The following is a 22,431-nucleotide window of genomic DNA, read 5'->3' on the forward strand; positions in this document are numbered from 1 at the left end:
AGCCAGTTTCGCAACCGGTGTTCCTCATGGAAGGGGCTGGCCAGCCGATCCAGCAAAAACCAAGGGATTCCAGAAAAAAACCAGCCTGCTGCCGGCATGGCGGTCATGGAACCGGCAGCCGTTGCCTTTTCGTGCCCTGCGGAAGGCGCAGCTCAGGGGGCTTCTGGCACGCGCACCAGGTCGGCCTGCGCCGATCCCTTGCGTGTGACCAGCGCCTGGCCGCGGCCATCGACCGACAGCGAGCGGTAGGCGCCCACCGCGCCGGCCGGCAGCTCCAGCATTGTCTGGTCGTGGCCGCCGGCATCCCGGCGCAGCACCCGGTCGGCGCTGGCGCTGCGTGAGATGCGCCAGATCGCGCCATCGCGCCACCGCCAGTTGCCCCAGTCCTTGGGTGCCAGGTCTTCCAGCACCAGTTCGATGGGACCCCCGGTGCTGCCGTCGTCGTTCAGCGGCCGGCGCCACAGGCCGCGCAGGCCTTCACGGCTGAAGTACAGCCAGCGCCGGCCCTCGGTGCGCACTTCCTGTCCGAAGCGGGCCTGGTCGCCGGAGAGTTGGGTCAGCCCTTGCGTGGGCAGATCGAAGCGCCACAGCGCGGCGCTGCCGTTGTGATCGTCCGAGACCAGCATCAGCGAGCGGCTGTCCTCGCTCCAGCTGGCGTTGGACAGCATCGCCGGCAGCTCGATCACCTGAGGTTTGGCATCGGCCGGACCGTCCAGCCGGCCCACCACCAGGCGGTTGCCGGGGCGGCCGGCGAGCGGGGTCATGGCGGTGGCGTAGAACTTGCCGTCCGGGCTGCAGCCCGCCGGCTCGGGCGTGCCGTCTTCCGGCAGCGGCAGCTCGTGGGGCTCAGCCTGGGCGCCGTCGCGGTACCAGAGGCCGATGCGGCGCGAGCGGAACGAGATGAACAGCACGTGCTCCGCGTCTGCGCAGGCGTCGCCGTAGAGGTCGCGGCTGGTGGAGCGGATGGCCTCGCGAAGCTGCAGCTGCGCCTGCCCATCGGCCGCGGCGTAGCGCTCGATGTGGTCGTCGAACAGCTGCACGCTGGCGGCCATGTCGCCTGCAGCCCCCGCTCCGTTCGCCCCGGCGGGCATGGCGGTCAGGCTGGTCACGTTTTCCACCCGCGAAAAGCGCCGCGGCGCGCCGCCATCCCGGTCCACCTGCCAGAGCGCAAAGTCGCCCGCCAAGCCGGCGGAGAACACCACCGCGGTGTCGTCCTGCCGCCAGGCCATGGCCCAGATCGGCTTGTCGGCCTCGATCAGTTGCAGCGCTTCGCCGCTCTGCACGTCCAGCCGCAGCAGGCCGGCCACTGTGTCCTTCAGCAGCATCACCGCCAGGTGTTTGCCGTCATGCGACCAGTCCATCTGCCCATAGCCCAGGCCGGCGGGCGCCTCGGCCAGCGTGCGTTCCTGTCCGTCCGCCAGGCGGCGAAGCTGCAGCCGTTGGCCGCTGGCGCTCTTCAGGCTGCGGCGGGTGAAGGCCAGCCAGGCGCCGTCTGGCGAGGCGGCCAGCGCGGCCGCGCCGTTGACGTGCACGCAGTCGGCCAGTTCGCGCGGCTGGCCGTCCTGCAGCGACAGCGTCATCAGCTTGCAGCGCTCGCCATGCTCGGCCTGCAGGTAGGCCAGCCGGTCGGCGCCCAGCCACACGGGCCGCTCGATCAGGTTTTGCGGGTCGCTGAACTCGCGCGGCACCGCATTCGGCTGCTGCAGGTCCACCACGCGCAAGCGCGGATTGCCGCCGGTGCGGCGCCAGACATAGGCGAGGAAGCGCCCGTCGGCTGAATAAGCCGGCCACTGCTCCACGCCTTCCAGCGTGGTCATGGGGCGCGGCGTGGGCGCCTGCTGGGCGCCGGCACCGGGCCGGCGAGTCCACAGCAGCACGGCGGCCAGCGCGAGCAGGGCCAGCAGCAGGGCGAGTGCGGTGAGCTGCCGCGGCGACAGGCGGCTGGTGGCCGCGGCGGGCATGGTCGCCGCGGGCTCGGCCGCCACCGGCATCGCGGGCGGGGCTGCGCCGAGGGTCGCTGGCCGTCGCTGCGCCGGCCAGAGCAGGCGGTAGCCTGACTTGGAGATGGTCTCGATCGGCGCGTCGTCCGGTTCCGTCGCGCGCAGGCTGCGGCGCAGCTGCGAGACGGTGTGGGTCAGTGCGGTGGCGCCGGTGTAGGCATTGCCGTCCCAGACTTCGGCGATCAGTTGCTCGCGGCTGATGACCTGGCCAGCATGTTCGGCCAGCAGTTGCAGCACGCGGGCCGCCTTGCCGGAAATGCGCTCGCTGGCGCCGTCGGCACACAGCGTGCGCGCGGCAGGATCGAACACGAACCGCCCGATCTGCCATTGCCGCAGATGGGCTTGGGGGGCCGGGTCGGCAACCGTGTCCATGTCCTCCAGCAAAACTACGCCACCATGCCAATCGAGTGAGGGGAAGCCTAGCGTACCGCACGGCTCCTGGCGCCAGCGGCGGCGAGCTTGGGCACGCACCAGCCGCCAGCGGTAGAAGTCCGCGAAACAGGGCTGTCTCGGTGCTGGCGTTGCCATTCCGTTGCCTCCGGGGCGCTTCCGATGCCCCGCTTGCCCAAAACCAAGAAAAAACATAGCCCCAGGCGGGTGCCTTGCAAGCGGTGGGCCAACACACTGGCCACTTCCCCCAGCTCTTGCAGCCTCGCCACCATGTTGTATTTCCCGTTCCCTCGCCGCCTCCGCCCGGCCGGGCTGGCCGCCAGCCTGTTGATGGCCACCGCCTCGTTCGCCGCCCACGCGGCCTCGACTGAAACCGAGCCCAACAACGACTGCGCCAGCGCGCAGCTGCTGGGCAAGCTGTCCAACGGCGCAGACCTGACCGGCCAGATTACCGAAGGCGACGTCGACTACTTCCAGTTCACCGGCAAGCCCGGCAAATGGATGGAAGTCGAGGTCGTGCGCGACAGCAGCACGCCTGGCAACGACATGATGGCCGGCATTGTCGACAACACCTGCCTGGTCTCCGCGGCCAACAACGTGACCGTGATGGGCATGGTGCCGGCCGATGGCAAGCTGGTCTTCGCCGCTGCTGGCTATGGCGACTGGTCCTTTCACGGGCTGCCTGCCGAATTCGGCAGCTATCGCATGATCGCTGGCGCGCCGCGGCATGCCTACCTGGTGGGCACCGTGCTGGACGGCAGCACCGGCGCCGCGCCGGCCTATTTCTCGGCCCTGGTCACGCTGCTGGCCTGCACCAGCAGCGACCCGGCCAGTTGCACCCAGGCCGTCAACTCCGCCTACGCTTCGGACCGGGACGGCAGCTACTACCTGCCGCTGGGCGACCTGCCCACCGGCTCATACATGGTCAAGATGTCGGCCAACGGTTTCCACGACCCGAAATACACCAAGGTCATGACGCTGGGCCCCGACGCCGGCCTGGTCACGCTGAACTTCAAGCTGAAACCCCCGTCCTTGCCCGTGGGCTTCAGCGACTTCAGCGCCTGCACCTACATCAAGGCCGGCAGCGAGTGCGAGTTCAGCTACCAGGTCAAGAACACCACCAGCGCACCAGTCGCCATGGACGTGTGGGCCCACACCGTCGTGTCGCAGACGATTGGCGCGATCGAGGCGGTCGAGCTGGACGCCGGCAAGGGCGGCCGCCAGGCCAAGCGCATCGAGCTGCAGCCCGGCGAGAAGCTGAAGGTCAAGCAGGCGCTGGGCGTGGCCAGCATGCCCTCGGGCATCGCCGGCACGACCATGCTGTATGCCGCGCTGGCCGACCATCCCACCGAGCTGGTCGGCATGTTCCCCGGCTTCGACTGGCGTATCACCGAAACCGGCACCGCTTCGCCGCTGTGGCCGCAACCGCACGCTTCGCTGAAGCGGGCCCGCCGCATCACGCTGGCGAAAGCCACGGCGGCAGATTCCGGTGCCATCAGCGGCAGCATCGTCGACGCCAGCGGCCAGCCGGTCTCGGCCCACCTGACCCTGCGCTGGTGCTGGGACAACGCCGACACCGTGTGCGCCCAGTCCACGCTGAGCACCAAGTCGCTGGCCAACGGCCGCTACAGCTTCAAGGACGCGCCCACCTGGCCGGCTGGTCGCTACCAGGTGTGGGTGGACGACTCGGCCTACGACCAGGCCTACAGCCAGGCCTTCGCCTATGACGCGGTCAACTCGGTCAAGCTCGCCCCGGTGCAGACGCAGCCGCGCAGCATCACCATCCAGGACGTGACCACCTGCTACGGCATGCCGGCCGAGATCCTGGTGCAGTACCCCGTGCGCCTGGGCGACGCCTGCACCATCGGCTACAGCCTGACCAACCACGCCACGGCACCGATGACCGTGGACGCGTGGATCCGCGTGCTGAGCGACCGCACCGGCAGCGTGGCCAACAGCGACTCGCGCTTCCTGCAGATCACCGCCTTCAGCGCTGGCAAGAAGGCCGGTTTCGTGCCGCAACGCGTCACGCTGCAGCCCGGTGAAACGCGGGTCATGTCGCAGCCTGTGAACCTGGCCGACGAGCCGCTTTACGCAGGCGGCGGCCTGGCGATCTGGGTCTCCCCGGCCGACCAGCCGCTCAAGCCTGCCGCAACCTGGAACCAGCAGATCTTCGCGATCGTGCCCTGAGGCAGCCGAGGCCTCGCCAATGAAAACGGGGGCCTCGCGCCCCCGTTTTTCATTGCGGCGCTTTTCGACCTGGCCTCCTTCCCATGCGCCGCCCAGCACCACAATCCACCGGATTTGCCTGCAGCGCGCGCTGCCCGCTGTGCTGCTGCGGGTCGGCGATGTGCTCGGGCTCGTCAAAGATGCCCCGGCTCGCCTCGCCGCCAACCCCCAGCGATTCATTGCGGGACGGTCCACACCTCGCCGAACTGATCGCGTCAAGTCTCATCCTCGTTTTGCCTACAAGGGCTGACTTGGCTTAAGTTCGATGGATGTGGCTTGACCTGGGTGCTACGGTCTTTCGGCCACGCGCGGAGGGCTTGACCGGCACGCTTTGCCCGTGCTCGCTCCACCAGGCCGTCAGTGCCTGCATCGTCGGGCCAAGCCCGCGAGCCTTTTGTGTCATTTCATATTCGACACGCGGAGGCACTTCGGCAAACACCGTGCGCGACACCAATCCGTCTGCCTCCATTTCGCGAAGTTGAGCCGTCAGCATGTGTTGGGTGATGCCTGGAATGGCCTTTCGCAACTCGCCAAAGCGGTACATGCGCTGATTCAACAGCCACATGATTTCCAGCTTCCATTTGCCGGAAAGCAGGGCGAATGCGCGGCGCATCTCTTCGTGCATGTTGACTTCGCCATCGCCGTTAGTCAGGTTTTCCATACTAGGAGGCATTTATTCATCCTACTTGTCAATATTTATCTTAGTCGACATTCTTGCTGCATGTTGAACTTGAATGCTGATTGGCAAGACGCCGTGGCCACCCCCTACATCTACTGGATCAGCACCGCGCTGCTGTCGCTGCTGTATTTCGTTTCCGCCTCCCTGTACATCGCCAAGGGCGACTTTGTGCGAAAGGCGCAGGCGGACCTTGGCTACTCGGCCGCTCACCTCATGCCTTTCATGATCGCGGTCAAGGTCTTGGGGCCTGCCGCGATTCTTTGGCGTTTCAACGTGGCGCTCAGTGACCTGGCCTACGCCGGCATCTTCTACCACCTGATCCTGTCCGGGCTGGCGCACCTCGGTGTTCGCAAGCCCAAAGGCGCAATCCCGGCTGCCGCCGGACTGCTGCTGCTGGTCGGCTCCTTCGCGACGCAGAACGCCGCTCGCGAACTTCCCTCACCCTACGCGCCTGTAGCGGTGATCCAGGCATCGCCCAACTGAAGCGGGCAGTCCTGTCGCTGACGCGGGAAAACATTGATGCCTTCGTCGCCGACATCAAGGCTGACGGCGGCACGGCGCTCGGCATGCGCTGCGACGTCACCGATGGCGGGATGGTCATCGACGCCGCACGCTGAACTGCGACCGCAACCCAACAGCCCAATCAACGGAGAAAAACATGACGTCATACCAAGCCAGATCCTCGGAGCAGCCGTTCGCGGCCAAGAAGTACCTCGGCATTCACGGGCACAAGATGGCCTACATCGACGAGGGCGAAGGCCCGCCCATCATCTTTCAGCACGGCAACCCGACATCGTCCTACCTTTGGCGCAACGTCATGCCTCACTTGAAGGGGCTGGGGCGCTTGATTGCCGCCGACTTCATGGGCATGGGCGATTCCGACAAGCTCGACCCGGCGCTGGGTGCGTCACGCTACAGCTTCAGCGAGCAGCGCAAGTATCTGCATGGGCTGTGGGACGCGCTGGATCTTGGCGATGAGGTGATCCTCGTCCTGCACGACACCGGGTCCATGTTTGGTTTCGACTGGGCGAACCAGCATCGTGAGCGTGTCCAGGGCATCGTCTACATGGAATCCATCGTGTCCCCGTTGCTGGTCTCCGATTTCCCCGAGCATGTGCAGGCGCAACTCAAGCACATGACGCCAGAAGGGCTGGAGGCCAGTTTGCAAGGCCTGGATTTCCTTGAAGGCTTTCTGCTGGGCGCCCGCGACTTCACCGCAGCAGAGAGGGCTCACTATCGGGCTCCCTTTCTCCATCCCGGAGAGGATCGACGGCCCCTGATCTCGTTCGACCTGCCGCTCGAAGGACAGCCTGCGCACACCGTCGAGATCGCGGAGGACTATGCGCGTTGGCTCGGCCAGAGCGAGGTCCCCAAGCTACTGATCCGGTCCGAACCCGGCTATCTCCTGACGAGCCGTCTGTACGACATTGTGAAAACCTGGCCCAACCAGACCGAAGTCACGGTCAAGGGCGGCCACTACCTCCAAGAGACCTCGCCGGATGAAGTGGGAGAGGCGATTGCCGCTTTCGTGCGCCGTTTGCGCAGCTGACACCAGGGTCCGGTCTGGCACCGAGCGCTTCCAAAATGCGCAGCCGCACAGCCCCGCTACGACTTGCCCCAGCCCGGCATGCCGGCCGCTTGCTGAATCCACGCCGCCAGCTGCACCTCATCGAAATCATCCTCATGAACGTCGATCCAGCGCGCGTCCTTGCCGGTACCGCCGGGCGGTATCGGCTGCAATGAGGTGCCCTTGAAGAAACTCACCTTCACAAACCGCGCAAACACATGAAACGCCAGGAACCACCCTGGCCTTCGACGCCATAGAACGGCGAGTTCCACTTCACGGCCTTGCGCGCATGCGGCACCTGCTGCATGACCAACGCATTAAGCAGCTGCCCGATGTCCCGCTTCCAACCCGGCATGGCCTCGATGTACGCCTGCACCGGCGCATCGCCATCGGCCTTGGCAATTTGTGGGTTGCCGCCGGAGAGCAGGGTTCGCGTCATGGCCTTGGGCTTCGCTGCACTGTCAGGCATGAACGAAAGCCGCGACGAGACCTTCGGCCACTTCCGATTGGATCGCAGTGGCACGCCTGCGCCAGGCATCCTGGCGGATCAGACTGTGAATTTCCGCTGTCAGAAAAATAACCAACTAGGTTAGAATTTTCAAATGGAGAAAGGCAGACCTCATTGCAAGTTGAAGCTTGTACATGCGCTCGTCCGCGCCGACAAGGTGAGGGCCACCCGTTCGGCGATGGATGGTGCCGGTGAACTGGGCATCTCCACATTGGCCGCCATGTGCGAAGTGGTGCTCAGTCTGTAATCGACTCACTTTTACAAGAGCATGACGACTCACGCCGATCATCATGAAATGCCCGAACTGTGGCGCCGCTGAACTGGTGCACGACACACGAGATGTCCCGTACACGTACAAAGCAGCAACGACCCTGATTCCCGCCGTTGCAGGTGACCATTGCCCGGCCTGCGGCGAGCTTGTGCTGGATCGTGGCGCAGACGACCGCTATGGCGCGTTGACTGCACAGTTTCGCCAGCAGGTGAACGCCGCCTACGTGTCGCCCACCTACATCGCGCAGGTGCGCAAGAAGCTGGAGTTGGGTCAGCGCGAAGCGGGTGAACTGTTCGGCGGAGGCATCAATGCCTTTTCCCGCTACGAGCGAGGCAAGACCCGACCGCCACTGGCACTGGTGCAATTGCTGAAGATTCTGGACCGACATCCTGACTTGCTGGACGAGGTCAGGGCGAACTGATTGAGCGGAAAGTGGAAGGGGCGGGGATGCTGAGCCGTGTCTATTCGACTCTGCTGGGTGCGGCAGCAGGCGCCATGCTTTACCTGGGCTTCGACCTGTTGGGTCGTCATGGCCTCGATCATTGGTCGATTCATGGACCGGTGCGATGGTGCGCACTGATCGGTGCGCTCGTCGGCCTGATTGGCGGGCCGGCCATCGCGGAGCGGCTGTGGTCGACGGCCACGGATGACGTGCGCGACGATGCGACCTGGACGATCGGCATGGGCGCGGTGATGATTGTTTTTGCAATCGCGGTCGGCGTGGGCATGTTCTACGCCTCGCGTTGAACGGCCGTCGCAATCTGGGCCATACGGTGAGGTCGTCGTCCCTGAACCCGCTGCTTTGCGTCAGGCCGCCCCGGCGGGAACATGAGCAACATTGCGCTGACCCCGTTTTTCTCTGATGAGGTCCTGTGGAATACATCGATGTGCTTTGGCTCCACGAACTGGCCGATTCACCGGTTCGCCTTGTCTCGGAACTTGACGCGCAACGGTATGAGACGCGCAAGCTGGAGTTTTTCCGTAGCGGCGCCGTTGGCTTCGCGAATGAACGTCAGGCAAGTTCAGGGACCGAGCTCGGCCAAATGGAAGTGCCTCCCTTGGCAGAGATCAATCAAGATCCAGAGTTTCGCGGGACCTTGATCGACGAATCCGTTTTCGAGGCGCTGTGGCGTCTGCATGTGCCCGCTGCTGATGATTGAACGCAGCGACTCACACCTCACGCCATGCGGCGGACACTGGCGCACTCGCTGTGTGCCGGTCGTTGCGGCAATGGACGGTGTATTGGTCGCTCAGTCAGCCGGCGCCTTGGCAACTGCGTCGGCATCAGCCTCCCACCCCAGCCCCAAACTCTTGTGCAACGCTGCAAAGTCCTGCAGCAGGGTGGCTTCGGCGGCCAGGATGTCGCGGCGGACGCCGAGCAGAGTGCGCTGGGCGTCCTGAAGGTCCAGCTGGCTGGCGGTGCCGGCTTGGCGGCGCTGGGTGGTGAGCTTCAGGCTGCGTTCGGCGGAGGCTTGCTGGGCGAGCAGGCTGCGCAGCGATTCGCGTTGGTGGCCGTAGCGGGTCAGGGCCACGTTGGCGTCGCGCAGGGCTTGCAGCACGGTGGACTCGTACCTCGCTTGCGCTTCGTCCCGGCCGGCTTCGGCCTTGCGTACGGCGGCTGCGGTGCGGCCGAAGTCCAGCACGTTCCACGACAGGTAGGGCGCGCCCAGCAGCACCAGGCTGCCTTGCCTGAGCAACTGGTCGGGGTCTGTGGCGCCCAGGCCGATGTCGCCCAGCAGGCTGAGCTTGGGGAAGTAGCCGGCCTGCTGCTGGCCGATCTGCGCGGTGCTGGCAGCCAGGCGGCGCTCGGCGGCGCGGATGTCCGGGCGGTGCTGCAGCAGTGCGGTGACATCGCCAACCGCCACTTCGCGCGGCACCTGCGGCAGCGCGGCCGGTGCGGCCAACTGCGGGTCCAGCGTGCCGGGCGCCTGGCCGCACAGCAGCGCCAGCCGGTCCAGCGCTTCGGTGACGGCGCCTTCAGCTTCCTGCGCGCTGCGTTGCGTGGCCTGGTTGCGGCTGAGCAGGCGCTCCACGTCCAGCATGTTGGCCACGCCGCGTTCCTGGCGTTGGCGGGTCAGTGCCAGCGACTGTGCGTCCAATGCGGCGGCCTCGCGCGACAGCAGCGCGCGCTGCTGGCTGGCGCGCAGTTCGGCGTAGGCCTGCACGACCTCGGCGGCCAGCGAGACCTGGGCATCGGCGAGCTCGGCCTGCACCTGGCCGGACAGCGCTTCCGCGGCTTCCACCGCGCGGCGGGTGCCACCGAACAGGTCGATCTCCCAGCTGGCGTCGAAGCCCACGTTGTAGAAGTGCAGGTCTTGTGAGGCCGCTGTGTCCGGCGCGCTGCTCAGGCCCAGTGCGAGCGCGCTGGCCGAGCCTTTGGGCTGGCCGTTGGCCTGCTGCTGCGCCAGCGTGGCGCGGGCCTGGCGCAGGCGGGCTTGGGCGGCGCGCAGGTCGGGGCTGTTGGCCAGCGCATGGTCGACCAGTGTGTCCAGCGTGTTGTCGCCGAGGCTGCGCCACCAGGATGCGGCGGCGGGCGCGTCGCTGCGCGCGCCGGCCTGCGCGGCACGCACCAGCGGGCCGGGCGTGGCAGATGGCAACGCCGGCGCGCCAGCGTAGTCCGGGCCGACGGTGGTGCAGGCGGCGAGCAGCAGCGCGGTGGCCAGGGCCACGGCGCGCGGAAGGAAAGGCAGCAGTCGAAGCGGCATCGCGTTCTTTCTGAAAAGGTGCCTCAATGTGCTGATTCGGTGGCGGGTGCGGGCGCACGCGGCGTTTTGATCAGCAAGGCCAGCGGCACGCACAGCAGCATCACCAGGCCCAGCGCGTAGAAGGTTTCGGAGTAAGTCATGACCAGCGCCTCCAGCCTGATCTGGCCAGCCAGCTCGGCCAGGGCCTGAAGCTGGGCATGGGCGAAGTCGCCAACCTGGGCCAGGTGGCCGGCGGCACTGGCGGCCATGCGCGACTGCGTGATCTCGGCATTGGCACTCACCGAGCTGTTGATCACGTCGACGTGGAAGGCATCGCGCCGGTCGATGAAGGTGCCGATCAAGGCCAGGCCGACCGAGCCGCCGAGGTTGCGCGCCATGTTGTAGAGGCCGGCGGCGTCGCCCGACTCTTCGCGCGCCACCGAGGCCATCGCGGCCTGGTTCAGCGGCATCATGGCCAGGATCTGGCCCAGGCCGCGCAAGAGTTGCGACCAGGTGAAGTCGTCCGCGGCGCTCCTGGCGGTGAGGCTGCTGTCCAGCCAGCAGCTGCCGAAGATCAGGAGCAGGCCGGCGATGACCAGCACCGAATAGTGCATGCGCCCTAGCAGGCGCGGCAGCATCGGCATCATCAGGATGGCCGGGATGCCGCTGAGCAGCATCACCGCGCCGGCCTGCTGTGCGTTGTAACCCGAGATCTGCGCCAGGAACTGCGGCACCAGGTAGGACACGCCGTAGAACGCCGCGCCGACGGTGAAGACAATGAAGATCACGCTGGCGTAGCTCTTGTTGCGCATCAGGCTCAGCCGCAGGATGGGCCGCGCAGCCAGCCGCTGCGAGAGCGCCACCATCACCATGCCGATGGCCGACGCCAGGCTCAGCAGGATGATGAGGTCGGACTCGAACCAGCGCTCGCGCTGGCCTTCCTCCAGCACCGCGGTGAGCGTGCTCAGGCCCAACGCCAGGCCGGCGATGCCCAGCCAGTCCGCGCCGAGGAATTCGCGCAGCTGCGCGCGGTCGGCCGGCAACCCCCACAGCAGCAGCCCGACCAGGCCCACGCAGATCGGCACGTTGATGAAAAAGCACCAGTGCCAGCTGATGTTCTCGGTCAGCCAGCCGCCGATGACCGGGCCCAGCAGCGGGCCGAGCAGCACCGTGAGGCCGAACAGCGTCATGCCGGCGGGCAACTGGTGGCGCGGCAGCCGGGTGCGCACGATGGTCTGCGCGGTGGGGATCATCGCGCCGCCGGTCAGCCCCTGGCCGATGCGGGCGAAGATCAGCATGCCCAGGCTAGTGGAGAAGCCGCACAGTGCCGAGAACAGCGTGAACAGCAGCGCCACGCCGACCAGGAAATTGCGCAGCCCGAACACGCGCGTGAGCCAGGCCGACAGCGGGATGACGACGATCTCGGCCATCAAATAGCCGGTGGAGATCCAGGTGCCTTCGGTGCCAGTGGCGCCAATGGCGCCTTGCACCTGAGGCAGCGCCGAGTTGGTGATGGAAATGTCCAGCACCGCCATCAGCGCGCCCAAAGCGCCGGCGGTCACGGCGATCCAGTCGTTCAGGCTGGCGTTGGGTTCACGGGCTGGCGCGGCGGTGCTGGGCGTGCTCGCTGTTGGCGGGTTGTCGGCCGTGGCTTCAGCCATGGTCCGCTGCTCCGCGGGTGTCCACATCTGCCGTCACCGACAGGCCGGGCAGCAGGCGGGCGCGCTGGGCCGCGTCCACGTCCAGCCGTATGCGCACCGGCACGCGCTGGACGATCTTGGTGAAGTTGCCGGTGGCGTTTTCCGGCGGTAGCAGTGCGAACTGCGCGCCGGTGCCCGGCGAGAAGCTTTCGACCACGCCGCGCAGCGTCTCGCCTGGCCACGCGTCCACATGCAGCTTCACCGGCTGGCCGGCCTGCATGCGGCCGATCTGGGTCTCCTTGAAGTTCGCCACCAGGTAGGTCTGTTGCACCGGCACGATGCTCATCAGCCGAGTGCCCGGCTGGGCGAACTGGCCGACGCGCACGGAAAGGTCGCCCACGCGACCGGCCTGCGCGCTGCGCAGCAGCGTGTCGTCCACGTCCAGCGTGCTCTGCCGGCGCGAGGCCTCGGCCGCGCGGGACTGGGCCTCGGCCTGCGCCACCTGGGCCTGGCTGGTGCTGAGCTTGCTGCGCGCGGCCTTCAGCGCCGCGCTGGCAGACACGAGGCTGGCCTGGGCCTGTTCCAGCGTGTTGCGCAACTCCGCCAGCCGTTCTTCGGTGGCGGCGCCGGTGGGGACCAGCGGCGCGTAGCGTGCGACCTCATCGCGCGCATGGCGCTCGGCCAGGCTGGCCACGGTTTCCTGCGCCTGGGCCTGCTCGATCTGCGCCTGCTGCTGCACCAGCTCGGCCTTCACCCGCTGCAGGTCGGCTTCGCGGGCTTCGAGCTGGGCCTTGGCCTGGTCGAACAGCGCCTCGTACTGGCGCCGGTCCAGCCGAACCAATGGCGTGCCTTGCTGCACCACCTGGTTGGCCTGCACCAGCACCTCGGCCACGTAGCCGCCGACCTTGGGCGTGACGACCACCGCGTCAGCCTTCAGGTAGGCGTCGTCGGTGCTTTCGATGTAGCGGCCCACCTGCCACCAGTGCAGGCCCCAGGCGCCACCGGCCAGCAGCACGCCCACGCCGAACACCCAGGCCACCGCGCGGCCGCGCATCTTTCTCGGCGGTTTCGAGGCGGCGGCCGGCTTGGGCTGGTCAGGCGAGGACATGCGGAACTCCAAATTCGTACGGTTGATAGATTTTTTCCAGATGGAAGAAATCTGTCAACTGGTATATTTTTGAAGATGGCCAAGCCTGAAGCCCCTGCACCCCACGACACGGTCCGTCCCCGGCACCGCGCCGACGGGGGCTACGCGCGCGGCGAGGAAACGCGCCAGCGGCTGATCGACGCGGCCATCCGGCTGTTTGGCGAGCGGGGTTACGAAGGCGCCTCCACGCGCGACATCGCGCGCCTGGCCGGCGTCAATGCACCTGCGCTGCAGTACTACTTCGACAGCAAGGAAGGCCTCTACAAGGCCTGCATGGCAGACCTGTCCTGCAGCGCGGAGGCGCATTTCGCACCCGCACTGGCGGCGATGGAAGCTGCGCTGGCGGACCCCCAGGCATCACGCGAGACGCTGATGGAAGCGTTTTTCCTGATGCAGGACGCGACGGCAGACCGCCTGCTGCTCAGCGATGAAGCCCAGCACCGCCGCCTGTTCATCGCCCAGGACCAAGCCGGCCGCGGTGCGCTGGCCGAAGTGCAGGAAGGCCCGGGCAAGCAGCGCCTGAAGCGGGCTGCGGCCGAGGTGGTGGCCCGCCTCAGTGGCCGGCCCGCCAACGATCCGCTGACCCTGCTGCGCATGATGACAGCACAGGGGCAACTGCTGGTCTTCCACGTGGTGCCGAAGACCGCGCTGCAGTCGCTCGGCTGGGTGCAGCTGGATGGCGAGCACCTGGCGCTGCTCAAGCAGACGGTGCGCGAGCAGACGCGGGCCCTGATCGACAGCTGGGCGCCGTAGCGCCCGTCCAAGCTCAGGGGTTGCCGCCCTGAAGCGCCAGCACCGGCGCACGCTCGGCAAACATGCCGTTCCAGTACGGGTAGTGCGGATAGGGCGGTGTGGTCGCACTGGCGGTGTTGAGCTTTTCCATCTGCGCCGCACTCAGTTGCCAGCCCAGCGCACCGAGGTTCTGCTTCAGCTGTTCCTCGGTGCGTGCGCCAATCAGCACGCTGCTGACCGTGGGCCGCTGCAGCAGCCAGTTGAGGGCGATCTGCGGCAGCGTCTTGCCGGTTTCCTCGGCCACTTCGCCCATCGCGTCGATCACCCGGTAGAGGCGCTCATCGTCCACCGGCGGCGCGAAGCCGGCGGTCTCGTGCAGGCGGCTGCCTTCGGGCAAGGGTTGGCCGCGGCGGATCTTGCCGGTCAGGCGGCCCCAGCCCAGCGGGCTCCAGACGATGGCGCCCACGCCCTGGTCCGCGCCCAGCGGCATCAGTTCATGCTCGTAGTCCCGGCCGATCAGCGAGTAGTAGGCCTGGTTGGCCACGTAGCGTTGCAACCCCAGGCGCTCGGACGCGGCGAGCGACTTCATCAGCTGCCAGCCGGCGAAGTTGGACACGCCCAGGTAACGCACCTTGCCGCTGCGCACCAGGTCATCCAGCGTGCGCAGCACCTGCTCGACCGGCGTCATCGCGTCGAAGGCATGCAGCTGCAGGATGTCGATGTGCTCGGTGTCCAGCCGCTTCAGCGCGGCCTCCACGCCTTCGATCAGGTGGTGGCGCGACGAGCCGGTGTCGTTCGGGCCGTCGCCGCTGCGCAGCGAGAGCTTGGTCGACAGGATGGCCTGGTGGCGCCGGCCCTTCAGCGCGGCGCCGAGGATGGCTTCGGACGCGCCGTTCGAGTAGACGTCAGCCGTGTCGAACAGGTTGACGCCAGCGTCCAGGCAGATGTCGACGATGCGGCGTGCGCCGTCCACGTCGGTGTTGCCCCAGGCGCTGAACAGCGGGCCCTGGCCGCCGAAGGTGCCGGCGCCAAAACCGAGGGCCGGCACTTTGAAGCCGGAGTTGCCGAGAAAGCGGTGTTCCATTTGAGGTTCCTGAATGAGGGGAAAAGATGTTGTTCAGGCCGCGCGCGAGAGCTGCGTTGAGACCGGCCGGCTGCGCTGTTCCAGCCGGCGGCTGACCAGCGCCAGCGCCAGGCCGGCCAGCGTCAGCAGCGCGGCCACGCCGCCCAGCGAGCGCAGGCCGGGGCCGTGCGTCAGCGCCACGCCGCCCAGCCAGGCGCCCAGCGCATTGCCGAGGTTGAAGGCGGCGATGTTCAGGCTGGCGGCCAGGTTCTGGCCGGCGCCGGCGGCCTGCTCCAGCACGCGCATCTGCAGCGGCGCGACGGTGGCGAAAGCGGCCACGCCAAACACCGCGATGAAGCCGGTGACGGCGATGGCGTTGTCGATGAACAGCGGCATGGCCAGCAGCACCACGGCCAGCGCGGCCAGGCTGCCCAGCACCGCGGGCATCAGCGCCCGGTCGGCTAGCTTGCCACCCAGCAGGTTGCCGGCCGCCAGGCCGCCGCCGAAGACCAGCAGCAGGGCAGAGACGGTGGCGTCCGACACGCCGGTGACCTGCGTCAGCAGCGGCTGGATGTAGGTGAACAGCGCGAAGACGCCGGCAAAGCCCAGCACCGTCATCGCCAGGCCCAGCAGCACCTGCGGGCGGGCCAGCACAGCGACCTCGTCGCGCAGCTTCACCGGCTCGGCGTTCTCTTCCTCGCCCGCCTTGGCCGGCACGAAGATCGCGATCACCGCAAAGGCCAGCATGCCGATCACGGTCACGGCCCAGAAGGTCGCGCGCCAGCCCAGTTGCAGGCCCAGCCACGCGCCGGCCGGCACGCCCAGCAGCGTGGCGGCGGTCAGCCCGGTGAACATGATGGCGATGGCCGAGGCGCGGCGCTGCGGCGGCACCAGGCCGGTGGCGACCACCGAGCCGACGCCGAAGAAGGTGCCGTGCGCCAGCGCGGTGAGCACCCGCGCGGCCATCAGCCAGCCGTAGCCTGGCGCCAGCGCGCAGGCCAGGTTGCCCAGCGTGAAGATGGCCATCAGCGCCAGCAGCACGGTCTTGCGTGGCAGGCTGCGGGTGGCCAGCGTCAGCAGCGGCGCGCCAACGGCCACGCCCAGCGCATAGCCGGAAATCAGCAGGCCGGCGCCGGCGACGGTGACATGAAGGTCCGCCGAGACCTGCAGCAGCAGGCCCATGATGACGAACTCGGTGGTGCCGATGCCAAAGGCACCGGCGGTCAGGGCAAGAAGAGCGATTGGCATGATGGGCCGCACTGTGCGCGGCTTTTCGGTCGGTGACTAGAATGCCGCATGGACCATCAGCTGTGACTTGAATTCACATGCCACGCATTGACGTCAACCGCTCCGGCGAAATGGAAGCCTTTGTGCAGGTGGTCGAGCGCGGTGGCTTCTCGGCCGCGGCCCGGGTGCTGGGCATGACGCCTTCGGCGATCAGCAAGCTGGTCGGCCGGCTCGAAGCCCGGCTGGGCACGCAGCTGGTGCACCGCTCCACACGCAAGCTGCAGCTCAGCGCCGAAGGCCAGCAGTTCTACGAGCGCGCGGTGCAGGTGCTGGCGGACATGGACGAGGCCGAGCGCGCGGCAGGGGCCGACGCCGAGCCGCGTGGCCGCGTCACGGTCAACACCAGCGTTTCGTTCGGCACCCATGTGCTGGTGCCGCTGGTGCCCAGGTTCCTGGCGCAGCATCCGCAGCTCTCGCTGGACGTGGCGCTGACCGACCGTGTGATCGACCTGATGGACGAGCGCGCCGACATCGCGATCCGCTGGGGCCCGCTGCCGGCGTCCGACCTGGTGGCGCGCCGGCTCGGCGAAACCGGCCAGGTCATCGTCGGCTCAGTGGCCTACTTGGCCGAGCGCGGCACGCCGCAAACGCCCGCGGACCTGGCCGCGCACCACCTGCTGGACTTCAGCTACCGCCGCCGCATGCCGGACTGGCCGCTGCTGGTTGCAGGCAAGCCGCTGGACGTGCCGGTGCGCGGGCGCATCCGCGCGAGCGACGGCGAGACCCTGCGAAATCTCGCGCTGGCCGGCGCCGGTCTGGCGCGCCTGTCCCGGTACCACATCCAGCACGACCTGGACGCCGGCACGCTGGTGCCGGTGCTGGAGCGCTTCAACCCCGATGAGCGCGCGCCCATCCACGCCGTCTATCTGGGCCGCAGCGAGCGCCTGCCGGCGCGGGTGCGCGCGGTGCTGGCCTTCCTGGTCGAGCACGTTGGCTGCGACCCTCGCTTCACGACGAAGCCGCCGCTCAATCCGCGGTGATGTGCCCGGTGTCGATCACCTTCTTCCAGCGCGCGAATTCGGTCGCCTGGAAGGCGGTGAACTGCTCGGGCGTGTTGGCGACGATCTCGAAGCCCACGTCCAGCAGGCTGGCCTTGACCTGCGGGTCGTTGAGTGCCTTGACGATGCCGTCGCGCAGCCTGGTCTTGATGTCTGCCGGCAGGCCCTTGGGTGCGGCCACGGCCTGCCAGGAATAGACGGTGACGCCGGGCAGGCCCAGCTCGGTCATCGTCGGCACCTGCGGCAGCACCGGTGAGCGTTGCGTGCTGGTGATGGCCAGCGCGCGCAGCTTGCCGGCCTTGATGTGCGGCACGGCGGTGTTGACGTTCATGAAGGTCGCGTCCACCTGGCCGCCGATCAGGTCGGACATGGCTGGCGCGCCGCCCTTGTAGGGCACATGCACCGCCTCGGTGGCCGTCTGCTGCCAGAACAGCTCGGCGGTGAGGTGGTCGCTGGTGCCGTTGCCGGCCGAGGCAAAGGTCATCTTGCCGGGATGGGCCTTCTCGTAGGCAATGACCTCGGCCACGCTCTTGAACGGCGAGTTCACCGGCACCGCCAGCACGTTGGGCGACTGCACGGCCACGGTGATGTAGTCGAAGTCCTTCAGCGCGTCGTAGCTCACGCCCTTCTGCAGGTGCGGCGCGATCACGAACGGCCCCAGCGACGCGACCAGCAGCGTGTAGCCGTCCGGCGCCGCGCGCTTGGCCTGGCCCGCGCCGATGGTGCCGGCGGCACCGGCCTTGTTGTCGACCACGAAGGTCGCGCCCAGGCTTTGCTGCAGCTGCGCACCGAGCAGGCGGGCGATGTTGTCGGTCGAGCCGCCGGGCGGGAAGGGCACCAGCAGCGTGACGGGTTTGTCCGGCCAGGCGGCCGAAGCGGGGGCGATGCAGGCGGACAGGCCGAGCAGCAGGCCGGCAAAGGTGTGCTTGAGGGTCATGCGGTGTGTCTCCGTTCGTTGTGTGTTCGGGTGAATCAGGTGCGCTGGCCGACTTCGGCGCTTTCCCTCGTCCAGGCCCGTGCCTGCTCGCTCAGGCTGATGCCCAGGCCCGGCCGCTTGGGCACCCGCATGCGGCCGCGCGCTATCTCCAGCCGTTCGTTGAACAACGGCTCCAGCCAGTCGAAATGTTCGACCCAGGGTTCGCGCGGGTAGGCCGCGGCCAGGTGCACGTGCAGCTCCATCGCGAAGTGCGGCGCTAGCATCAGGCCGGCATGATCGGCCTGCGCCGCCACCTTCAGGAAGGGCGTGATGCCGCCCACGCGCGGCGCGTCAGGCATCAGGTAGTCGGCCGCGCGGTGGCGGATCAGGTCGCCGTGCTCGGCGGCGCTGGTCAGCATCTCGCCGGTGGCAATCGGCGTGTCGAACGCGGCGGCCAGCGCGGCGTGGCCTTCGTGGTCGTAGGCGTCAAGAGGTTCCTCAATCCACACCAGGTCGAATGACTCGAAGATGCGGCACATGCGCTGCGCGGTCGGCCGGTCCCATTGCTGGTTGGCGTCCACCATGATGGGCACGCCGTCGCCCAGGTGCTTGCGCACGGCTTCCACGCGGCGGATGTCCAGCGCGCGGTCCGGCTGGCCGACCTTCAGCTTGATGCCGCCGATGCCGCGTTCCACCGAGGCCGCGGCGTTCACCAGCAGCTGTTCCAGTGGGGTGTGCAGGAAGCCGCCCGAGGTGTTGTAGCAGCGCACCGAGTCGCGGTGTGCGCCCAGCAGCTTGGCCAGCGGCAGGCCGGCGCGGCGCGCCTTGAGGTCCCACAGCGCCACGTCGAACGCACCGATGGCCTGCGTCGACAGGCCGCTGCGGCCCACCGAAGCACCGGCCCAGCAGAGCTTGTCCCACAGCTTGCCGATGTCGCTCGGGTCTTCGCCCAGCAAGGCCGGCGCAATCTCGCGGGCATGGGCGAACTGCCCCGGTCCGCCGGCCCGCTTAGAGTAGCTGAAGCCCAGGCCTTCGGCGCCCTGTTCGGTCTGCACCTCGACGAACAGCATCGCCACCTCGGTCATTGGCTTTTGCCGGCCGGTCAGCACCTTGGCGTCGCTGATGGGCGTGGCCAGCGGCAGGTAGCAGGAAGAGACACGCAGCCAGGCGATGCGGTCGTCGGCGGCCAAGGCAGGAGAAGCTGAAGCGTTCATGGGTTGGAGGCGGTTGAAATTGGTAACGTTGTCATTTTTGAGCGAGCCGCAACCGATATTCCGGTTGCTACCCGTACCATCGGTTCAATGGCACCGGTGCCGTGAAGCCGGAGCCGGATGCTGGAGCGCTCGATTGGAAAATGGTAACGTTGTCATTTTGATGCGTCAAGCGACCCGTCGAACGTGTCGGACAATGCGGCCGTCTCACGCTGCTGCCATGCCCAACGCCTCTTCCACTCCCGACGCCGCGCCCGCCTCGCCGCGTGCCGCCACGCTGCACGACGTCGCGCGCTCGGCAGGCGTCTCGCTGATCACCGCGTCTCGCGCGCTGGGCAACCCGGACCTGGTGTCCGAGAAGACCATCGCGAAGGTGCGTCAGGCCGTCGAGGCGACAGGCTACATCCCGAACCTGCTGGCTGGCGGTCTGAAGTCACGCCGCAGCATGACGGTGGCGGCGCTGGTGCCAGCCATCTCGGTCGCGCAGTTCCTGCCCACGGTGCAGACGCTCACCGAAACCCTGGCCGCTGCCGGCTATCAACTGATCCTCGGCCAGAGCGGCTACGACCATGCACGCGAAGAAGCGCTGGTGAACACATTGGCCAGCCGCCGGCCAGACGGCATCGTCTTCGCCGGGCTGGTGCATTCGCCCAAGGCGCGCGAGCAACTGCGCCGGCTCGGCACGCCGGTGGTCGAGATCTGGGACCTGAGCGAGCGGCCGGTGGACATGATGGTCGGCTTCTCACACCTCAAGGTGGGTGCCGCGGTCGCCGGCTATTTCCTGGCCAAGGGCTGGCAGCAGGTCGGCATTGCGACCGGTGACGATCAACGCGCCTCGGTCCGGCGCGAAGGCTTTCTCTCCGTCATCGGGCGCGAGGTGCCCACGGTGGTGGTGCCGGCGCCCAGCAGCCTGGCGCTGGGCCGGCGCGCTTTGGGTGAACTGCTGCAAAAGTCGCCTGGCGTGCGCGCCATCTACTGCAGCTCCGATCAGCTTGCGCAAGGCGTGCTGACCGAAGCCGCGGTGCGCGGCCTGCGCGTGCCGCAGGACCTGGCCGTCTGCGGTTTTGGGGACGCGGACTTCGCCGCGCACATGGCGCCTTCGCTGACCACCGTGCAGGTCGACGGCCCCGCCATCGGCCGCCAGGCCGCCGAGTTGCTGCTGGCCCGCTGCCGCGGCGAAACCCCGGCCCAGCCGGTGATCGACGTCGGCTTTTGCATCGTCGAGCGCGAGTCCACCGGCGGCGCGTGAGCCATGGGTGGCGCAGGTGACGCCGCGCTGTCCCTCAGTCCTGTGACGTGGCACTGCTCGGGGTGGCGCTGTGGGCGGCATTCCGCTGTAATCCGCGCAGCCTGAAGTTCTGGCTGTGGCGTGGCTTCCCGGAGGAGCGTGCATGACCGAATCACAGAGCGAACTGCTGGTGCTCAGCGGACCGAAAGAAGCCATCACGGCCTTTCACCGTGAGGTCGCCGCGCAGCCCGGCAGCGAAAGCGCGTTGACCGAGCGCAAGAACTTCGACGGCAACTCCCAGACCTGGCTGGCGATCGCCAATGTCGCGGTGCTGGCGCTGCCGCACATCCTGGGCTTCATCAAGGACCTGGTGACGCGGCGCCAGGTCAAGAAGATCAAGATCGGCGACGTCGAGATCGAGAACCCGAGCGCAGAGGACATCGAGCGGCTGCGCAAGTCGATCGACAAGTCCCTGGAAGCCCGCAGCAACTCGGCGGCCTGAGCATGGCCAGCGCCGCTCGGCGGGCCCAGGCCGAGGCGGTGCTGGCCATTGAGCTGGGGCCGCGAGCCCGCTTCTTCCTGCACCAGCCGGCGCCCGGTTCGCCGATGGGCCTGGTGCTGGACCTGGTCGAGCGCCGGCTGGGCGCCGGGAGCTTCGACCTGTACTGGCTGGACCTCGGCTCGCCCGAGCTGTTTTCGCTGCCGGGCCTCAGCCCTTGCCCGGTCGTCTACAGCCGGCGCCACCTCTCGCTCTCGGCCTGTGTCAGGCGCGTGTTCTCGGAGCCCTCGCTGCAGCAAGTGGCCGACGAATGCGCCGAGCAACTGGCCCTGAAGCTGATGGCCGAGTTCGCGCTGCGCCGTGGCCATGTCGACTTCGCGGTCCACGCCTTCCTGAAATCCATCGTTGGCAAAGGCATCTGGCTGGACGATGGCGACCAAACCCTGGTGCTGGAACAGGAGCGCAAGGGCGAGGCCTACATGGCCGTGTGGTTCTACGGCCTGCTGCACGAGCTGGGCCATGTGGAGGCGGCGCGCCGCCAGCAAAGCGGCCAGCGCCTGCTGTTCTCCGACACGCGCGCGCTCGGTTTTATCGACGTGGCCCTGGCCCAGGCCGTGCACTACCCGGCCGGCCTGAAAAACGAGATTCGCCAGCTCGCGCTGGCCGAGCGCGGCAGCTCGATGGTCGGCCTGGACCAGCTGCAGTGCGAAGCCTCGGCCGACATGTTTGCCGCCGAGTTGCTGCTGGCGGCCACGCAAGCCGTGATGCAACAGGACCGAGGCGATTCGCCCGACACCGGGCGCTACCTGCAGGAACTGGTGCTGCTGACCCAGGTGGTGGCGCTGATGGACCGTTGCCGAGGCACGGCCACCGTTGCCTGCCACGCCGGCGCGGACCTTCGTACCATGGCCTCTGCGCAGCTCTTGCTGCCACCGGTGGCCAACGCGGCCCGCGCTGCGATGGTGGCAAGCTTCCTCAAGCTGCTGCTGGCCAGGTGGGCCTGGGGCGACGGCTTCAGCGAGGCGCAGCTGGCCACGGCCGGCGTGTTGGTGGACGCGGCCTACGCGCAGTTCGCGCCCAGGGTCGACCGGGTCGAAGCAGGCCTGTCCAACGCCATGCGTTTTGCATTGCGCCTGGTGCCGTGGCCGAGCCTGGCCGAACAGCTGCAGGCGCTGCGGTCGGAGCTGGCCATGCCGCTGTGCCTGGACGAGACACAACGCTTCTGTGACCTGGCCGATCAGCTGGGGGCCGAAGGCGAACCGCTGGCGGCGCTGCGCACCATGGTGGCCAACGCCGCGCGGACGCACCATTGAATCTGCCGGTGCGGCTGCGCGGCATTCGCAGCTAAATTCCAGCCTTCGCTGTTGACCGCTCTCGCTCCA

At 67.8% G+C, this 22,431-nt stretch carries 21 protein-coding genes and 1 pseudogene; 12 read left to right on the forward strand and 10 right to left on the reverse strand.

Annotated features, from left to right (window positions below):
- Positions 1-152 precede the first annotated feature (152 nt).
- Positions 153-2,372 carry a winged helix-turn-helix domain-containing protein gene (locus LRH25_RS09035; RefSeq protein WP_231011014.1) on the reverse strand — a complete coding sequence of 740 codons (2,220 nt, stop codon included), beginning with the start codon at positions 2,370-2,372 and terminating at the stop codon, positions 153-155.
- A 288-nt stretch (positions 2,373-2,660) separates the two neighbouring features.
- Between LRH25_RS09035 and LRH25_RS09040 the strand changes: the two genes are divergently transcribed.
- The gene (locus LRH25_RS09040) at positions 2,661-4,580 is read left to right on the forward strand and encodes a carboxypeptidase-like regulatory domain-containing protein (protein WP_170200921.1); all 1,920 of its coding nucleotides are present in this window, start codon (positions 2,661-2,663) and stop codon (positions 4,578-4,580) included.
- Positions 4,581-4,875: 295 nt separating this feature from the next.
- Here LRH25_RS09040 and LRH25_RS09045 read toward each other — a convergent pair whose 3' ends face one another.
- On the reverse strand, positions 4,876-5,280 hold the full coding sequence (locus LRH25_RS09045; RefSeq protein ID WP_141288383.1) for a winged helix-turn-helix transcriptional regulator: 405 nt from the start codon (positions 5,278-5,280) through the stop codon (positions 4,876-4,878).
- Between the two features lie 93 nt (positions 5,281-5,373).
- On the opposite strand from LRH25_RS09045, the gene LRH25_RS09050 reads away from it, so the two are divergent.
- Positions 5,374-5,781 carry a DoxX family protein gene (locus LRH25_RS09050; protein ID WP_141288382.1) on the forward strand — a complete coding sequence of 136 codons (408 nt, stop codon included), beginning with the start codon at positions 5,374-5,376 and terminating at the stop codon, positions 5,779-5,781.
- A gap of 175 nt (positions 5,782-5,956) precedes the next feature.
- On the forward strand, positions 5,957-6,847 hold the full coding sequence (locus LRH25_RS09055) for a haloalkane dehalogenase (RefSeq protein WP_141288381.1): 891 nt from the start codon (positions 5,957-5,959) through the stop codon (positions 6,845-6,847).
- A gap of 56 nt (positions 6,848-6,903) precedes the next feature.
- Here the strand turns inward: LRH25_RS09055 and LRH25_RS09060 are convergent.
- Positions 6,904-7,334, reverse strand: a pseudogene (locus LRH25_RS09060) (DUF1801 domain-containing protein).
- Positions 7,335-7,467: 133 nt separating this feature from the next.
- On the opposite strand from LRH25_RS09060, the gene LRH25_RS09065 reads away from it, so the two are divergent.
- From LRH25_RS09065 to LRH25_RS09080, 4 genes are all read left to right on the forward strand, one after another.
- Positions 7,468-7,620: a type II toxin-antitoxin system MqsR family toxin gene (locus LRH25_RS09065; RefSeq protein ID WP_141288380.1), complete on the forward strand. Its 153-nt coding sequence runs from the start codon at positions 7,468-7,470 to the stop codon at positions 7,618-7,620.
- Positions 7,621-7,663: 43 nt separating this feature from the next.
- Complete coding sequence (locus tag LRH25_RS09070) at positions 7,664-8,065, forward strand: type II toxin-antitoxin system MqsA family antitoxin (RefSeq protein ID WP_141288379.1); 402 nt, start codon at positions 7,664-7,666, stop codon at positions 8,063-8,065.
- A gap of 26 nt (positions 8,066-8,091) precedes the next feature.
- Positions 8,092-8,391, forward strand: coding sequence for a hypothetical protein (locus tag LRH25_RS09075; RefSeq protein WP_141288378.1), 300 nt, complete (start codon positions 8,092-8,094; stop codon positions 8,389-8,391).
- A gap of 125 nt (positions 8,392-8,516) precedes the next feature.
- A complete protein-coding gene (locus LRH25_RS09080; protein WP_211361421.1) occupies positions 8,517-8,804 on the forward strand; it encodes a DUF6881 domain-containing protein in 288 nt (95 codons plus the stop codon).
- A gap of 90 nt (positions 8,805-8,894) precedes the next feature.
- On the opposite strand, the gene LRH25_RS09085 is transcribed toward LRH25_RS09080, so the two are convergent.
- Genes LRH25_RS09085 through LRH25_RS09095 form a run of 3 tightly spaced genes read right to left on the reverse strand, consistent with a single transcriptional unit; the run spans position 8,895 to position 13,076 of the window.
- The gene (locus tag LRH25_RS09085) at positions 8,895-10,349 is read right to left on the reverse strand and encodes an efflux transporter outer membrane subunit (protein WP_231011015.1); all 1,455 of its coding nucleotides are present in this window, start codon (positions 10,347-10,349) and stop codon (positions 8,895-8,897) included.
- A 23-nt stretch (positions 10,350-10,372) separates the two neighbouring features.
- Positions 10,373-11,989 carry an MDR family MFS transporter gene (locus tag LRH25_RS09090; RefSeq protein WP_141291361.1) on the reverse strand — a complete coding sequence of 539 codons (1,617 nt, stop codon included), beginning with the start codon at positions 11,987-11,989 and terminating at the stop codon, positions 10,373-10,375.
- Positions 11,982-13,076 carry an HlyD family secretion protein gene (locus LRH25_RS09095; protein ID WP_375142165.1) on the reverse strand — a complete coding sequence of 365 codons (1,095 nt, stop codon included), beginning with the start codon at positions 13,074-13,076 and terminating at the stop codon, positions 11,982-11,984. The genes LRH25_RS09090 and LRH25_RS09095 overlap by 8 nt, the downstream gene beginning before the upstream one ends.
- Positions 13,077-13,151: 75 nt before the next feature.
- On the opposite strand from LRH25_RS09095, the gene LRH25_RS09100 reads away from it, so the two are divergent.
- Positions 13,152-13,868 carry a CerR family C-terminal domain-containing protein gene (locus LRH25_RS09100; protein WP_141291062.1) on the forward strand — a complete coding sequence of 239 codons (717 nt, stop codon included), beginning with the start codon at positions 13,152-13,154 and terminating at the stop codon, positions 13,866-13,868.
- A gap of 13 nt (positions 13,869-13,881) precedes the next feature.
- Here LRH25_RS09100 and LRH25_RS09105 read toward each other — a convergent pair whose 3' ends face one another.
- Together LRH25_RS09105 and LRH25_RS09110 are read right to left on the reverse strand one after the other, a co-directional pair.
- Positions 13,882-14,931 (reverse strand): aldo/keto reductase, encoded by a 1,050-nt coding sequence (locus LRH25_RS09105; protein ID WP_141291063.1) that lies wholly within the window; start codon positions 14,929-14,931, stop codon positions 13,882-13,884.
- A gap of 33 nt (positions 14,932-14,964) precedes the next feature.
- Complete coding sequence (locus LRH25_RS09110; protein WP_231011016.1) at positions 14,965-16,158, reverse strand: MFS transporter; 1,194 nt, start codon at positions 16,156-16,158, stop codon at positions 14,965-14,967.
- A 77-nt stretch (positions 16,159-16,235) separates the two neighbouring features.
- On the opposite strand from LRH25_RS09110, the gene LRH25_RS09115 reads away from it, so the two are divergent.
- A complete protein-coding gene (locus LRH25_RS09115; protein WP_231011017.1) occupies positions 16,236-17,177 on the forward strand; it encodes a LysR family transcriptional regulator in 942 nt (313 codons plus the stop codon).
- On the opposite strand, the gene LRH25_RS09120 is transcribed toward LRH25_RS09115, so the two are convergent.
- Positions 17,164-18,132, reverse strand: coding sequence for a Bug family tripartite tricarboxylate transporter substrate binding protein (locus tag LRH25_RS09120; protein WP_141290336.1), 969 nt, complete (start codon positions 18,130-18,132; stop codon positions 17,164-17,166). The two genes, LRH25_RS09115 and LRH25_RS09120, sit on opposite strands and share 14 nt — an antisense overlap.
- Positions 18,133-18,167: 35 nt before the next feature.
- Positions 18,168-19,325 carry an L-talarate/galactarate dehydratase gene (locus tag LRH25_RS09125; protein ID WP_141290337.1) on the reverse strand — a complete coding sequence of 386 codons (1,158 nt, stop codon included), beginning with the start codon at positions 19,323-19,325 and terminating at the stop codon, positions 18,168-18,170.
- Between the two features lie 217 nt (positions 19,326-19,542).
- On the opposite strand from LRH25_RS09125, the gene LRH25_RS09130 reads away from it, so the two are divergent.
- From LRH25_RS09130 to LRH25_RS09140, 3 genes are all read left to right on the forward strand, one after another.
- A complete protein-coding gene (locus tag LRH25_RS09130; protein WP_231011018.1) occupies positions 19,543-20,571 on the forward strand; it encodes a LacI family DNA-binding transcriptional regulator in 1,029 nt (342 codons plus the stop codon).
- A 142-nt stretch (positions 20,572-20,713) separates the two neighbouring features.
- Positions 20,714-21,052, forward strand: a complete 339-nt coding sequence (locus LRH25_RS09135; RefSeq protein WP_141290640.1) for a hypothetical protein — start codon at positions 20,714-20,716, stop codon at positions 21,050-21,052.
- A gap of 2 nt (positions 21,053-21,054) precedes the next feature.
- Entirely contained in the window at positions 21,055-22,362 is a 1,308-nt protein-coding gene (locus LRH25_RS09140; RefSeq protein WP_141290642.1) for a hypothetical protein, read from the forward strand.
- Positions 22,363-22,431 lie beyond the last annotated feature (69 nt).

It is taken from the genome of Ideonella azotifigens (genome assembly GCF_021043325.1).
Lineage (GTDB): Bacteria > Pseudomonadota > Gammaproteobacteria > Burkholderiales > Burkholderiaceae_C > Ideonella > Ideonella azotifigens.